This is a genomic window from Shewanella sp. SW32 (assembly GCF_025653365.1).
Classification (GTDB): Bacteria; Pseudomonadota; Gammaproteobacteria; order Enterobacterales; family Shewanellaceae; genus Shewanella; species Shewanella oncorhynchi.
This window is the reverse complement of record NZ_JAKKSJ010000012.1, coordinates 26,484-41,373: the sequence shown is the minus strand read 5'-3', so window position 1 is coordinate 41,373 and position 14,890 is coordinate 26,484. Positions and strand designations below refer to the sequence as shown.

General features: G+C 45.5%; 15 protein-coding genes. 1 reads left to right on the top strand and 14 read right to left on the bottom strand.

Going from position 1 to position 14,890, the window contains the following annotated elements:
- Positions 1–23: 23 nt before the first annotated feature.
- Positions 24–956: a DMT family transporter gene (locus L5M28_RS08915; protein WP_212600395.1), complete on the bottom strand. Its 933-nt coding sequence runs from the start codon at positions 954–956 to the stop codon at positions 24–26.
- A gap of 92 nt (positions 957–1,048) precedes the next feature.
- Here L5M28_RS08915 and L5M28_RS08910 point away from each other — a divergent pair, with 92 nt between their 5' ends.
- Positions 1,049–1,948, top strand: a complete 900-nt coding sequence (locus tag L5M28_RS08910; RefSeq protein WP_028761561.1) for a LysR family transcriptional regulator — start codon at positions 1,049–1,051, stop codon at positions 1,946–1,948.
- Between the two features lie 44 nt (positions 1,949–1,992).
- Here the strand turns inward: L5M28_RS08910 and dinB are convergent, their stop codons facing one another.
- The 13 genes from dinB to luxS form a co-directional block, all read right to left on the bottom strand.
- On the bottom strand, positions 1,993–3,069 hold the full coding sequence (gene dinB, locus L5M28_RS08905; protein WP_173246435.1) for a DNA polymerase IV: 1,077 nt from the start codon (positions 3,067–3,069) through the stop codon (positions 1,993–1,995).
- 203 nt (positions 3,070–3,272) lie between these two features.
- Complete coding sequence (gene bfr / locus L5M28_RS08900; protein ID WP_011918791.1) at positions 3,273–3,740, bottom strand: bacterioferritin; 468 nt, start codon at positions 3,738–3,740, stop codon at positions 3,273–3,275.
- Between the two features lie 9 nt (positions 3,741–3,749).
- Positions 3,750–4,223: a bacterioferritin gene (gene bfr, locus L5M28_RS08895; protein WP_006080475.1), complete on the bottom strand. Its 474-nt coding sequence runs from the start codon at positions 4,221–4,223 to the stop codon at positions 3,750–3,752.
- A gap of 253 nt (positions 4,224–4,476) precedes the next feature.
- On the bottom strand, positions 4,477–4,701 hold the full coding sequence (gene nqrM, locus L5M28_RS08890; protein ID WP_105250019.1) for a (Na+)-NQR maturation NqrM: 225 nt from the start codon (positions 4,699–4,701) through the stop codon (positions 4,477–4,479).
- Positions 4,702–4,716: 15 nt separating this feature from the next.
- On the bottom strand, positions 4,717–5,763 hold the full coding sequence (locus tag L5M28_RS08885) for an FAD:protein FMN transferase (RefSeq protein WP_131523870.1): 1,047 nt from the start codon (positions 5,761–5,763) through the stop codon (positions 4,717–4,719).
- A gap of 98 nt (positions 5,764–5,861) precedes the next feature.
- Entirely contained in the window at positions 5,862–7,118 is a 1,257-nt protein-coding gene (gene nqrF, locus L5M28_RS08880) for an NADH:ubiquinone reductase (Na(+)-transporting) subunit F (RefSeq protein ID WP_028761565.1), read from the bottom strand.
- A 46-nt stretch (positions 7,119–7,164) separates the two neighbouring features.
- A complete protein-coding gene (gene nqrE / locus L5M28_RS08875; protein WP_006080469.1) occupies positions 7,165–7,773 on the bottom strand; it encodes an NADH:ubiquinone reductase (Na(+)-transporting) subunit E in 609 nt (202 codons plus the stop codon).
- Positions 7,774–7,778: 5 nt separating this feature from the next.
- Entirely contained in the window at positions 7,779–8,411 is a 633-nt protein-coding gene (locus tag L5M28_RS08870; RefSeq protein ID WP_006080467.1) for an NADH:ubiquinone reductase (Na(+)-transporting) subunit D, read from the bottom strand.
- The gene (locus L5M28_RS08865) at positions 8,411–9,199 is read right to left on the bottom strand and encodes a Na(+)-translocating NADH-quinone reductase subunit C (RefSeq protein ID WP_028761566.1); all 789 of its coding nucleotides are present in this window, start codon (positions 9,197–9,199) and stop codon (positions 8,411–8,413) included. Before L5M28_RS08865 ends, L5M28_RS08870 begins: the two co-directional genes overlap by 1 nt.
- On the bottom strand, positions 9,192–10,391 hold the full coding sequence (locus L5M28_RS08860) for an NADH:ubiquinone reductase (Na(+)-transporting) subunit B (protein WP_105250021.1): 1,200 nt from the start codon (positions 10,389–10,391) through the stop codon (positions 9,192–9,194). Before L5M28_RS08860 ends, L5M28_RS08865 begins: the two co-directional genes overlap by 8 nt.
- On the bottom strand, positions 10,391–11,725 hold the full coding sequence (locus tag L5M28_RS08855; protein ID WP_028761568.1) for a Na(+)-translocating NADH-quinone reductase subunit A: 1,335 nt from the start codon (positions 11,723–11,725) through the stop codon (positions 10,391–10,393). The genes L5M28_RS08860 and L5M28_RS08855 overlap by 1 nt, the downstream gene beginning before the upstream one ends.
- A gap of 401 nt (positions 11,726–12,126) precedes the next feature.
- Entirely contained in the window at positions 12,127–14,181 is a 2,055-nt protein-coding gene (locus tag L5M28_RS08850; RefSeq protein ID WP_263203124.1) for a TonB-dependent receptor domain-containing protein, read from the bottom strand.
- A 164-nt stretch (positions 14,182–14,345) separates the two neighbouring features.
- Positions 14,346–14,855: an S-ribosylhomocysteine lyase gene (luxS, locus tag L5M28_RS08845; protein ID WP_028761570.1), complete on the bottom strand. Its 510-nt coding sequence runs from the start codon at positions 14,853–14,855 to the stop codon at positions 14,346–14,348.
- Positions 14,856–14,890: the final 35 nt, after the last annotated feature.

The following is a 14,890-nucleotide window of genomic DNA, read 5'->3' as shown; positions in this document are numbered from 1 at the left end:
TTAAACAGCAAAGCTAGCACCGATTAGCAGCGCTTAACCACTAAGCCTCTTGCCGCGCGTAAGTTGACTAACATAGGTAACATCAACGCAAGGATCACTATCAGCATCCCTACCAATTGAATTTCCGTCACCGCCTGCCCCATGGCTAACGCCGTTAATGCTGCAAAAACGGGCACGAGATTAAAAAAAATCGATGCCTTAGCGGGGCCAAGCGCCTTAACACCGTTAATCCAAAACAGATAACCGAGCACAGTGGCGAACAAACCTATGTAGAGCACGCTAGAAAAAGCCGTTGCCGACAGTTCCATCAACTCCAGCCAAGGGTGAAACTCACCTCGGCCAAGCCCAACCACGGACATAGACACACTGGCAGCTATCATACTCAGCAAGGTAAAGGGCAACACAGGCAACCAATGGCCGACCCGTTGCGAACAAATGGTATAACCACTCCACGCCAACATGCCGGCGGCAATCATCACATCACCTTGGTTAAAACTAAAGTTGAGCAACTGCTGCACACTACCGTTGGTGATCACTAGCAGTACGCCCGCCAATCCACCCACTAAGCTAAACACTTGTTGTCTGCTGAGCCATTCACGCTGTAATAGCGCATTGACGATTGAAGTCACCAGCGGGCTGAGCGCCATAATCAAGGCACCATTGGCAGCAGAGGTATGCTGCAGGCCATTAAATAACGCCAGATTTAAGCCGCCCACACCAATCACACCCACTAACGCTATGACAATATATTGCACCAAACTCAATTTGGGCCAAGCCTGACGAGTAAAAACGATATATAACGCTAGAGTCACAGCCGCAATGGTAAAACGCCAGAAGACGAGGGACTCTCCTGACATCTCCTCCAGCACTCGCTTAGCAATCGGAAACACACTGCCCCAGCTAAAAACGCAAATCAGTAGACAAACGAATGTCATGTAAGGTGTATGGGATTTCATATCGGCCTCTAGGGAGGTAATTGGGATTGAGCTTAGTTTATAAGTTTCATATATTATTAAAACCAACAAGATTGAGAGCTTAAATTCCAAATATGAAACTTAATTATTCCTTAGACGATATGCGCTTATTTTGGGTGGTGGCACAGCAAGGGAGTTTTAAGCTCGCGGCGCAGCACTTAGGCATTCCACCTTCAACCTTAAGCCGTCGAATCAATCTGTTAGAACAATCCTTAGGTCTGCGTTTACTGCACAGAGACGCCCATAGAGTCAACCTTACCGCCACAGGTCAGCGGTATCTCGAACGCTGCGGCCCGCTATTTATCGAGTTAAACCAGGTATCTGGTGAGTTGCATGCGGATAAACATCAAGCGGTTGGCAAATTGCGGATCTCGGCGCCCATCAATACAACCTATCGCTGGCTAGGTGAATCACTCAACGCCTTCCAACGGCATTATCCCAATATTGATATCGATTTAAGTCTGTCGAACATGAATATCGATGTCAGTGAAAACGCCATCGATATCGCCTTTCGAGTGGGCGAACCTAAAGATCCCGATTGGATTGCAAGGCCACTTACCACGATTAGCTTTGTACTTTGCACCAGCACATCGGCAACGCAGTGGCATGCGCTGCAATCCATTGAAGAGCTGGATCAGCATCCGGTTATCATCGCCAAGCCCACAAAAACGTGGCGTTTACAGCACAATAGCACAGGGCAAAATGTCGAGTTTGAACCAAGGGGGAATATCAAACTAGCCGTCGATGATATGGCGATTGCCTGTCAGGCCGTGGTGGCGGGGCTTGGGATTGGACTCATACCCATCAGCATGGCGAGTGAACAGATACGAAGTGGCAAACTCATTCAAATACTGCCCGAGTGGCAAGGTATTCCGCGCACCGCCTACTTGATGTATCGCGATCGGGACAACCTGCCCTTACGGGTCAGACTGTTAATTGATTTTATGTTGGCGAATCCACCCGAGGCTTATTGAGCCAATGCAGGCATGAGTCTGCGGCTTATCGACTCAATAAACGGCTAGAGTGCTAAATCCAGCTGAGTCTGGCCGTTTAAGCTTGTGGCGACGACAAGAGTAGAATCAGTAAGGCCAACTGAAATCCCCAATAGACGAATGCCGCGGCCTTCTTGCCTTTCCATAGCCTGTGCGAGTAGCTCATAGAACATTACAATCGAGACTTCATCGCTGCGGTGCTCAATTGTAGTCTGCTTGAAATCGTTAAACTTAAGTTTGACCACCTGTTTATGTATTTTGCGTTCCTTAGCACTGCGACTTAAACGCAACGACAGTTCTTGGATCAAACTCGGCATCACCTGCTGGCACTGCTCTAAGCTATAAATATCCTTTGCTAATGTGGTTTCAACCCCCACTGATTTGCGCTCTCTGTCGGCAGAAATCCCCCGTTCATCTATGCCTTGGGAACGCTCAATCAACACACCACCAAACTTACCGAATCGCGCTAAGAGCTCAGGTTTAGAATAAGCTTGCACATCACCACAGGTATTGAGCCCGAGCAAAGAGAGCTTTTCTGCGGTGACTTTACCAACACCGGGAATTTTACGCAGCGATAAGGTCTTAACAAACTCAGAAAGCGTCTCTGGCGTAATGACATATTGGCCGTTTGGCTTGTTCAGATCCGAGGCGACCTTAGCTAAAAATTTTACTGGTGCGATACCAGCCGATGCGGTTAAACCCGTTTCGGCTAAGATATCGCGACGAATCGCTTGGGCAATCAAGGTCGCAGAGCCCTTATATTGTTGGCACTCACTCACATCCAAATAAGCTTCATCTAAGGAAAGCGGCTCAATTAATTGGGTATAGCGAGAAAATATTTCACGAATTTGTAGCGACACTTCTTTGTAAACCTGCATCCGGCCTGGTACTAAAATCAGCTCAGGGCACAACTTAAAGGCATAAGCCGTTGCCATTGCTGAACGTACACCGAATTTACGTGCCTCGTAACTGCAAGTACTGATAACACCGCGACGGTCGCTACTGCCACCCACGGCTAAAGGCTTGCCACGGTACTCAGGAAAGTCGCGCATTTCCACTGCAGCAAAATAGCAGTCCATATCGATATGAATAATTTTTCGCACGTTGAATTCCTCCAACGCCAAAATACTGTATATAAAAACAGTAATCAAGTATTCCTGATAGATTTGGGGCCAATAAGATGTGGCCTAGCGCTGAAAAAGAGAACAAGACAAGTGTGAGGAACAACAGACATGCTTAATAACTGAGTTTCCTAGGCCATTACACTCAGTGGCCTAGGTATTTACTCAACCTAACAATCTAAGGCTCACATCTTAGTTTGCAGGTAGTTTTGCAGCCCAACACGGTCGATAAGCCCAAGTTGTTTTTCGAGCCAATACATATGGTCAGACTCTGTATCGTCGAGTAATACTTCAAGGATTTCACGTGTCTGGTAATCTTGCTTCTGCTCACACAGTGCAATCACTTTGCGCAAATCGTCCGCGACCTTGTATTCGTAGGCGAGATCATTACGTAGCATCTCTTCTACATCTTTACCTATGTTCAATGCCTCACGGGCGGCAACATTGGGTGTACCTTCGAGGAATAAAATGCGCTGCACTAATTTGGCTGCATGGGCTTTCTCATCATCTGACTCATGGGCGATACGCTCATAGAGTTCATTCAGGCCCCAATCTTCGTACATATGGGCATGGACAAAATACTGATCCATTGCCGAGAGTTCTCCCGTTAGGAGTCGATTTAACGCATCGATAACGTCTTTATCGCCTTTCATATCTTGCTCCTATTGGTCGCTAATTTGCGATTGTAGATAATTTTGAATACCGGTTAGCGTAATGAGCTCTTGCTGCGACTCGAGCCAATCTAAGTGCTCTTCTTCGTCTTCGAGAATATCTTCCAGCAGATCGCGGCTCACATAGTCCTGTTCGGCTTCACACAAGCTGATCGCATCACGCAGCAATGTAAGCTGCTCTTGCACCATGGCCAGATCGCAGTCGAGCATCTCTTGGCTATGTTCACCAATGCGAAGTTTTTCGAGTTGTTGCAGATTCGGCAGACCTTCCAAAAACAGCACTCGCTCGATGAGCTTATCGGCATGCTTCATATCTTGGATGGATTTTTTGTATTCGACGTGGTTTAACTTCTCTAAGCCCCAATGTTTAAACATGCGGGCATGGAGGAAATATTGATTGATGGCGGTCAACTCACAGGTAAGCACCCGATTCAGTTGCCCAACCACTTTAGGATGACCTTTCATAAGTTACTATCCTTGGTAAGCGTGAAAAGATTGATCTAAATCAAGCTTCTAGCCTAGTACAATTTATCGACCAACTCAAATTATCTTTATATTTCACTCACTTAATGATGAAAAGCATTCTCATTCCAGCTTAGATTAACTTGCTATCCCACTCTAATCCCAAGGATAAATCTCAAATGATTAACCCGTGTAAGAAAATACGAGGCAAAAAAATAGCCCCCTAAATCGGAGGCTATGATCGAATCAAGACTATTTAGATAATGCGGTCTTTCGTTAACTTTTCACGACGCGCTTCTTCAGCGGCCATACGACGTTTACGTTTGTCACAAGGGTCATCACAATCACACGCTTTTTCAATCCCTAGAACACCTAAACCGCCACAACTTCCTTCAACGGCTTTGCGCTTGATGAGATAACCAATCGACATGAGCAAAAAGAAGACTAACAAGATCACAAATGCCGCGATAAAAGAGGTCATGGTTTACTCCAAAAACTAAATAAGGAAAGGCTTGAAGGCGTCGCTGTAATAGACCTTAAATCCGTCGCCTTGCTTTTCGATTAGCATTATCGCCAAGTGTTCCTTCTTGGCAAGCTCCAATGATGCTTCTGTGCCCAAAACCATCATGGCCGTCGCAAAACCGTCGGCCGTCATACAATTTTGATGCAATACAGTCACGGATGCTAACTTATGATTTATCGGCAAACCAGTACGCGGATCGATTATATGCGTAAAACGTTGGCCGTCTTCTTCATAATAATTACGATAGTCACCAGAGGTCGCCATCGCCATAGTACCAGGTGCAATAACCTGCTGTACGGCTTCAGAGCCATCATTGGTCGGTTGCTCTATAGCAACACGCCAAGAGCTTCCATCACCTTTGGCACCTTTGATACTCAGTTCGCCACCGATTTCAACTAAATACCCTGTCGCGTGGTATTTATCAAGAATGGAAGCGATCTTATCAACCCCAAATCCCTTCGCGATTGATGATAAGTCTACATATAAATGGGTGTTGTGCTTACTTAGACGGTTACCTTCAATGGAAAGTTCACTAATCCCTGTTTTGGCTTTAGCCGCATCAATATCAGCCTGTGTCGGAACTTTCGTTGGACGCTTATCAGGTCCAAACCCCCACAGATTAACTAAAGGACCTAAGGTAATATCAAGTGCCTTATCCGTCACTTGATATAAACGTATTCCCTCTTGCACCACTTTTATGGTATCCGGTGAGACTTCAACGCTTTGCTCCAATGGCAATTGGTTGAAACGGGATAATTCTGAATTAGGCCGATAGGTCGACATCTGGTCATTGACCAGCTCAAGGGCTAAATCAATTTCCGCTTGAAGTAACTGCGCCGTCGGCATCTGCTCATTCGGGACGACTTTAATGTGATAAGTCGTGCCCATAGTGCTGCCGGCCAACGAAATGACTTCGTTTTGCTTTGAACAGGCTGAAACAAAAAAGGCCAGTCCCACGAGGACTAGCCAGTTAAATGAATGCTTTAGTGCTGAGGTATTGATCTTTAAGGTCTGAAACATAGTGACCTACTACTCTTATTTGGGCCCTTAAATGCAAAAGTTGCAGATGAAAGGTTAACCTCAACATCTGCAACTTTTCTATCTAGGACTAATGAACATTAGCCGCCGAAGTCATCCAACAGGATGTTTTCGTCTTCGACACCAAGATTTTTCAACATACCAATGACGGCAGCGTTCATCATTGGAGGTCCACACATGTAGAACTCACAATCTTCTGGAGCATCATGGTTTTTCAGATAGTTTTCATACAATACGTTATGAATAAAACCTGTGTAACCATCCCAGTTGTCCTCTGGTTGAGGATCTGAAAGTGCCACATGCCATACGAAGTTATCATTCTCAGCCGCTAGGCCGTCGAAATCTTCTACGTAGAACATTTCACGCTTAGAACGTGCACCGTACCAGAAGCTCATCTTACGTTTAGACTGAAGACGCTTCAGTTGGTCGAAGATATGTGAACGCATTGGCGCCATACCCGCACCACCGCCGATAAACACCATTTCTGCATCGGTATCTTTCGCGAAGAATTCACCGAATGGGCCAGAAATTGTCACTTTATCGCCAGCTTTTAAGCTCCAAATGTAAGATGACATCTTACCGCAAGGCAGTGTCAAGTTACGTGGTGGAGGCGTAGCAATACGCACGTTCAGCATAATAATGCCGAACTCTTCTGGGTAGTTAGCCATTGAGTATGCACGGATAGTTTCTTCATCAACCTTAGATTCAAGATTGAAGAAACCGAAGTGTTCCCAGTCGCCACGGTATTGTGCAGGTACATCAAAATCTGCATATTTAATATGATGAGCTGGTGCTTCGATTTGAATATAACCGCCAGCACGGAATGGTACAGACTCGCCATCAGGAATTTGCAGCTTCAGTTCTTTAATGAAAGTGGCTTTGTTATCGTTAGAGATAACTTCACATTCCCATTTCTTGATACCGAAGATTTCTTCGTCAAGCTCGATTTCCATATCGTTCTTAACGTTAACCTGACAAGAAAGACGACAACCTTTACGGGCATCACCTTTGCTGATGTGGTCAAGTTCCGTTGGCAAAATATCGCCGCCGCCAGACTTAATCACCACGCGACATTGGCCACATGAGCCACCGCCACCACACGCACTCGATACGAAGATACCGCTATTAGCCAAAACGCCTAACAACTTACCGCCCGCACCGGTTGTAATCGCTTTTTCAGGATCGTCATTAATGCCGATCGTGATGTCACCACTAGCCACTAACTTAGACTTAGCGAATAAAATCACTAATACCAAGATGAGGACGATAGCAGTAAACATACTCACACCGAGGTAAACCTCGAGCGGAGTAGATTTAAAAATACCAAGAATATCCATTAACTTATCCTTAGAAGGTCCAATTCAAGAAGCCGTTATGTGTCTCTTACAGAGACACACCTGAAAACGACATGAAACCTAAGGCCATCAAACCAGCGGTGATAAAGGTAATCCCTAAACCACGTAGGCCGTTAGGCACGTCGGCATACTTCAGCTTCTCACGGATACCGGCCATCAATACGATAGCTAATGCCCAACCCACTCCTGAGCCGAAACCAAACACCACACTCTCGCCCAGCTTGTAATCACGCTCAACCATGAATGATACCGCACCGAAAATCGCGCAGTTCACTGTGATCAAAGGTAAGAAAATACCTAATGCGTTGTACAAAGGTGGAAAGTACTTGTCCAGTGCCATTTCCAGAATTTGAACCAAAGCCGCAATCACACCGATAAAGGTAATGAATTTCAAGAAGCTTAAGTCAGCTTCAGGTGCGCCAGCCCAAGCAAGTGCACCAGGAGCTAGCAGCCCTTGATAGATAACTTGGTTTGCTGGGACAGAGATAGTTAACACTACAACTACCGCAATCCCTAGGCCCATGGCGGTAGTGACTTTCTTAGACACAGCCAAGAAAGTACACATACCTAGGAAGAAGGCCAGTGCCATGTTTTCAATGAAAACAGAGCGAATTAACAGGCTAATATAATGTTCCATCGCACTTACCCTTTTGCTTCAACTTGCTCTGGCTTATAGGTACGAATAATCCAAATCAAAACACCGATCAGGAAGAACGCACTCGGAGGCAGTAGTAGCAGACCGTTTGGTTGGTACCAGCCGCCATCAGAGATCTTGTGCAGGATTTCAACACCGAACAGAGAACCGTTACCAAACAGTTCACGTACGAAGCCAACAGCTAACAGAATCGCACCGTAACCTAAACCGTTACCGATACCATCCATAAAGCTCATCATTGGCGGTGTTTTCATCGCGTAGGCTTCGGCACGACCCATTACGATACAGTTCGTAATAATCAGACCGACGAATACCGACAGCTGCTTAGAGATCTGATAAGCATAAGCCTGCAGCAATTGGTCAACCACGATTACCAAAGAGGCAATAATGGTCATCTGTACGATAATACGCACACTGCTTGGAATATGATTACGGATCATTGAGATAAACAGGTTCGAGAACGCAGTTACCGCAGTTAACGCCAACGCCATTACCAGTGCAGTTTCGAGCTTGCTCGTTACCGCTAATGCACTACATACACCAAGTACTTGTAAAGCAATCGGGTTGTTGTTGACTATAGGTCCGGTCAGAACCTGTTTCAGTTCTTTAGCGTCAGACATTAGTTGAGACCTCCATTGCGTGCTTTTTCAATGAAACTCGCAAAACCTTCTTTACCCAACCAGAATGTCAGTGAATGTTGTACACCGTTACTCGTTAAGGTTGCGCCAGATAATGCATCTACACCGTACTCAGTGCTAGCAACAGTTGGGTTTTTCGTTACGCTGATAGCGAGTTTACCTTGCTCATCAAATAACTTTTTGCCATGCCATTTCGCTTTCCACTGAGCATTTTGCACTTCGCCACCTAAGCCCGGCGTTTCGCCGTGCTCGTAGTAGACTAAGCTTTGCACTGTGTTTAGGTCAGCATCCATAGCAAGGAAGGCATACATAGTAGACCATAGGCCATAACCATGGATTGGCAGAATGACACTGGTTAATTTACCTTGGCCGTCACGAACAAGATAAACCACAGCCTTATCAGCAACACGTTTCACTGAAGCGATGTCATTCTCAGGTACAAATGAGGTTTTCACATCACGAGACGCTTTACGTTGATCATAAGTGTCAGCATCAACACCCTCAACCCAAGCACCCGTTTTCAAATCGACCAGTTTAGCTTCGATGTGTTTGCCGTATGTATCCAGAATTTGCGCTTTGGTCACTTTGCCCGCTTTAGTATCGATAAGACCAGCGGCTTCCAGAATGTACTTTTGCTTATCAAGCAGTTTATTTTCTGCTTGAGTCGGTCTCAGTAACACTGCTGCAGTAGACACAAATATCGCACAAATTAGACACAGGCCAACGACGATAAATAAGGTTCTGCCGAACGAATCTTTATTACTAGCCACGGGCAATCCTCCGCTTGATATTTGCCTGAACCACGAAGTGGTCGAACAATGGCGCGAACAAGTTAGCAAACAAAATTGCCAACATCATGCCTTCAGGGAATGCAGGGTTAATCACGCGGATAAACACAGCCATTGCACCGATCAAGATACCGTATGCCCATTTAGCTTGGTTAGTAAATGACGCTGACACTGGGTCTGTCGCCATAAACATCATGCCAAACGCAAAACCACCTAACACTAAGTGCCAGTACCAAGGCATTGCAAACATTGGATTAGTGTCGCTACCGACAACGTTAAGCAGCGTAGAAATGGCAATCATGCCCACCATTACACCACCAACGATGCGCCATGAAGCGATACGCGTGTAGATGATGACCAAACCACCTAACAGAATCGCTAATGTAGACACTTCACCCACTGAACCTGGAATGAAACCGAAGAACGCATCCCACCAGTTTTGGTTAATGGCGTAATCTAAAGTGCCAGACGCCGCTTGGCTCAGTGCTGTTGCACCTGAGTAACCGTCAGCCACAACCCATGAGGTATCACCTGACATGTTCAACGGATAAGCGAAGAACAAGAAGGCACGACCCGCTAGTGCTGGGTTTAAGAAGTTACGCCCTGTACCACCGAACACTTCTTTCGCCACGACCACACCGAAGGTGATACCCAGCGCCACCATCCATAATGGGATAGTTGCTGGCAGCGTTAAAGCGAACAGGATAGAGGTAACGAAGAAACCTTCGTTGACTTCATGACCACGGATAGAGGCAAACAGCACTTCCCAGATACCACCGACGGCGAAGGTCACCGCGTAGATAGGTAGGAAGAAACAGGCGCCATACCACATCAGCGCAGGCCAGCCAGAGTTTGCCGTCAGTTCGGTACCGAACATGCTGAACAAGCTCACTTGCCATACGTCAGGGGTAGCAAAACCAGCCACTAAAGCTAATTGAGCTTGTAAACCTACGTTGTACATACCCACGAACATCGCTGGGAAAGCACAAGCCCAAACCGTAATCATCATACGTTTTAGGTCGAGGTTATCGCGAACATGGGTTTTGCCCTTGTTCACTTTACCTGGGGTATAAAAAATCGTGTATGCCGCTTCGAATAGGGCATAAAACTTTTCGTATTTACCGCCTTTTTCAAAGTCGGGTTCAATACGTTCGAAAAAATCTTTCAAGCTCATTAGCCTTCCCTCTCGATCGTATCTAGACAGTCACGCAGATATGAACCGTAGTCATACTTGCCTGGACATACGAACGTACACAGTGCGAGATCTTCTTCATCTAACTCTAACGCGCCTAAAGTAGCAGCACCGTCAAAGTCACCTGAAATCAAGTCACGCAACAACATAGTAGGAAGAATGTCCAATGGCATTACACGCTCATAGTTACCAATTGGCACCATAGCGCGGTCTGAACCACCTGTACTGGTCGTCATGCTGAACAGACGAGAAGGAGCAAGATGTCCTAAGAATGCACGAGTGATAGAATATTTGTCTGAGCCTGGTAATACCCAGCCTAAAAATTCTTTCTCTGTACCTTCTTCTAACAGACTTACTTGAACATGGTAACGACCTAAATACCCTTGTGGGCCAACGGCTGTACGACCATTCAGAACAGAGCCTGAAATCAGACGAACATTGCCATCTAAGGCTTCACCTGCGGTTAATTCAGTCATGCTCGCGCCCACAACAGTGCGTACGAGTCTTGGCTTAGCCGCTTTAGGGCCTGCGATCGCAATAACACGTTCGGTATTGAGTTCACCAGTCGTAAATAGCTGACCAATTGCTATTACATCTTGGTAACCAATATGCCAAACGGTACGTTTTGCAGAGGCAGACAATAAGAAGTGAATGTGAGTACCGACTAATCCTGCAGGGTGCACACCGGCAAATTCTTCAACTTGGGCGTTTGCGGCAGGAATATCAGCGCCAGGCGCTTTACAAAGGTAAACTTTACCGTCAGTAAGTCTTGCTAAGACCTTAAGACCATTAGCAAAATCTTCTTTATGCTCACGGATCACCACAACGGGATCAGCGGCAAGAGGTTGAGTATCTATTGCGGTTACAAAAATACCAGCAGCAGAAGAGTCTACAGCAGGAACTTTGCTAAAAGGACGAGTACGCAAAGCAGTCCATAAACCTGATTCAATCAGATTGTCACGGACTAACTGCGAGTCGAGCGTATCGAGTGCAGTGGCATCATATTTAGCAAAGGCAACGCTGTCGTTTCCTTCCACTTCAATGACAACAGACTGCAGAACACGCTGGGCGCCCCGGTTAATGTCTAATATAGTACCACTGGCTAAAGCCGTATATTTAACGCCTAAATTCTTCTTATCTTCAAAAAGAACTTGGCCTTTTTGTACTTTATCGCCCACTTTGATCTTCATCGTTGGACGTAAGCCAATATACTCTTCACCCAAAGTAGCTACATGTTTAATGGCTGGGCCATTATGGATAACTTGCTCTGGTCCGCCTGCTATAGGCAGTTCCAATCCTTTCTTAATTGTAATCATATCCACAAGCACTACGTTTGAAGGAAAGACAATGCGCCGCGTTCCTGCTAAATACTTAGGTTTTAAACAAAACCTACTGCATTGAGCTAGCGCAGATTTATCACAGAAATGCGATCGCAATCACGCTGGTCGCGCGCATTTTACCCCAATTGACTTGGCATCGCCACGAAAATTATAGGTGATTTCAAACCTAAAATACGGATTGAAAAGAATCATGCGCTGCGGCGTTCGCCTTCCGACCTAGTGACTGATCAGAAAGAGAGAATATTACGGCCACTGGGTACTATAGCATTAATAATTAAAGATTTAATTTAGCAAAAAGTCGAAACGTCCACTAAACGCAGCCGAAATCGATCTTATTTGTTTCAATTGATTTAAATTCAAACAAAATAAAACTCAATTTAAAAGCGCCATTGATAACCTAAATAGCTAATACGTCCATTTTCCGATCGAATTCCGCTATTTGATGCTGTTGTGACTAATGTCTCATCTAAGAGGTTTTCTACCCTAAAATAAATCTCATGGTGACGGTTAAAATGATAATTCGCCGCCAAATCTACTCGCCATTGTACTGCGATAGGCTGTAATTCAGCGCCAAATTGGCCCATTTCCCGTTCCGATTGATAAAAGATATTTGCATTCAATTCATATTCGGCATATTTCATTCCAGCACTAAAATGCAATTGCTGCTCAGGTAACCAAGCCACTCTATCACCAGCCACAACGCAACCTTGGATTTCGTTACAGCTATTGGTTTGATACTCCGAATTCGAATATTGATAATTTAAGACTAATGGTAACTGTACACTACCGATATCCCACTGGTAGCCAAGACTCAGCTCAACTCCTTTGGTCAGTACATCCACGACATTGCCTTGAACCCACAAACGACTGTCAGCACATTGCGCATACGCATCACAATTCACATGAAGATTATCAAAATCTTGAACGTAGGTTTTGATGTCAGCACTAAAATGCTCACTGGCATATTGGACACTGACTTGATATTGCAATGATACCTGCGCCTCTTGCTCAAGATTCCCCGCACTTGCGGCGGTCCATGAGCGGCGAATATCCGTACTAAAGCGCCAATCTCCAGCATCATATAAAACACCGAGTTGTGGCATCCAATCGCTGTCGGAGAAATCAGCCGCATCCAGTCCTACATAAGCTAAATCGACCTTGCGATTGACGCTCACTTGTTCATAGGCAAGCGCGAGCTTTATCTGTAATTCGTCCCAATTAAACAAGGAATCGATTGCCGAAGTAAATGCTGTTGCATCGTCGGTATAGGCCAATAACGGATTTTGTGCATCACTCACTAAACTCAAGTCCTGCTGCCATAGACTCTGTTGATCGCCAAGGTGCATCTCGGCTTTATCCGTATGATAACGGGCACTATAGATAATTTGATGGGCACCATACTGATTCACTGATTCAGTTTGTGCCCCAAAGGAGCTGAAATCATTGTCTTGCTGTAAAGAAGCCAGTTCGACGCCATCGACTGTCGGCTGACGTTCAAATGCGGCCAACGCAGCAAGACTCTGGGCATCGAGCATTTGCCCATCAAATTGATTGAGTTGGTTTAATTGCTGCGAATAGGACTGGTAGTAAAAGTCTGTGGTGACCTTATGCACACCATTGAGCGTAACTTGGTGAGACAGTTGGTACTTATGATGTCGCCCCTGATGTTTATCCGCCGCAGTGGCCGAATACAAACTCATAGGATCTTGTTGCCAATCGGCCTGTGTTAATCCAAGTTGAGAGCGATAGCTATCATCATCGAGAAACTGGTAAGTAAACTCAGTCACCTGTGGACTTCTGGCGCCGAGTAAACTCGCGGCGTTGATTTTAAATAAGATGTCTGTCGTTTGGTGGTCTGTGTCTTGACCATTGAGCAAGTGATCTGCGCCGCTTTTATCTGCATAATTAACCGCGAGTATCATGCCATACTCTTTTTGCTTAACTCCCCAATTCATATCGACACTGTAGTCTGAATCGGTATTGCCCTCGAGAGTCGCCTTACTATTCTCGGTCTGCTCAGCAACAGGTAAGGTTTGATAACTCACCACCCCAAACGCACCTTGCCCACCGACAGCCATATTTGCCATCGGGGTGGCAGTAACACTCTGCTGCTGCAGCAGATTAGGTAAGAGTTGTAATTGCGGTGCAGAATACGGCGCAGGGGAGAAATACACTCTATCTTGTAATACCGCAATACCTTGAGTCGCACTGCGCATGCTGATGCTCGCGGGATTTCCACTAAGATCCGCAGGCAAAACCGTCAAAGCCGTCAATTGACCTAATGCTAAACGATTAGACGTTGAATGAAATGTGTCATTGAGCTTGTTCAATTCAAGCATTTGACTGTGAAGATCATCGGCGAGCGTTGTGCTAGAACAGGCAAGAGATACAGAAATTGCACAAAGTGATACAGTGAAGTAACGACTAGGCATACCAAGCTCCCAAAAACTTTGTTAGCGTACGGTGTTTTTGTTATTAACTTGTAAAATAGCTGAATTTGAATGAAAAAAAAAGCGACTCTCGTCGCTTTCTCTTATTAACTTCAGGAAACTGAATTTTCTAACGAAGCACTCTCATACTATAAGAGTGCGAACAATTACAGGTTACCTAGAATTTCATCGCTTAATTTTAGATCGTCATTACGATTAACACTTACGCCCGCCGCAATAATATTACGGGCGATATCTTGTGCTTGCTCTAATGAATGCATCTCATACGTACCACATTGGTATTCGTTCAGCTCAGGGATTTCAGACTGCTCAACCACTTTAAGCACATCTTCCATCGCGGCTAACCACGCATCGGCCACTTGGCGCTCTGTGGGTTCACCAATCAAACTCATATAAAAACCGGTACGACATCCCATTGGCGAAATATCAATGATCTCAACATCGCTGCCATTTAAATGGTCACGCATAAAACCCGCGAATAAATGCTCTAGAGTATGAATACCACGCTCACTGAGGATCTCTTTATTCGGTGCGCAAAAACGTAAATCAAATACCGTAATGGCATCGCCCTTTGGCGTGCTCATATGCTTAGCGATACGAACCGCAGGGGCATTCATCCGAGTATGGTCGACGGTAAAGCTATCAAGTAATGGCATAGGGATCTCCAAATTCTCAGGGCGACATCAACGCC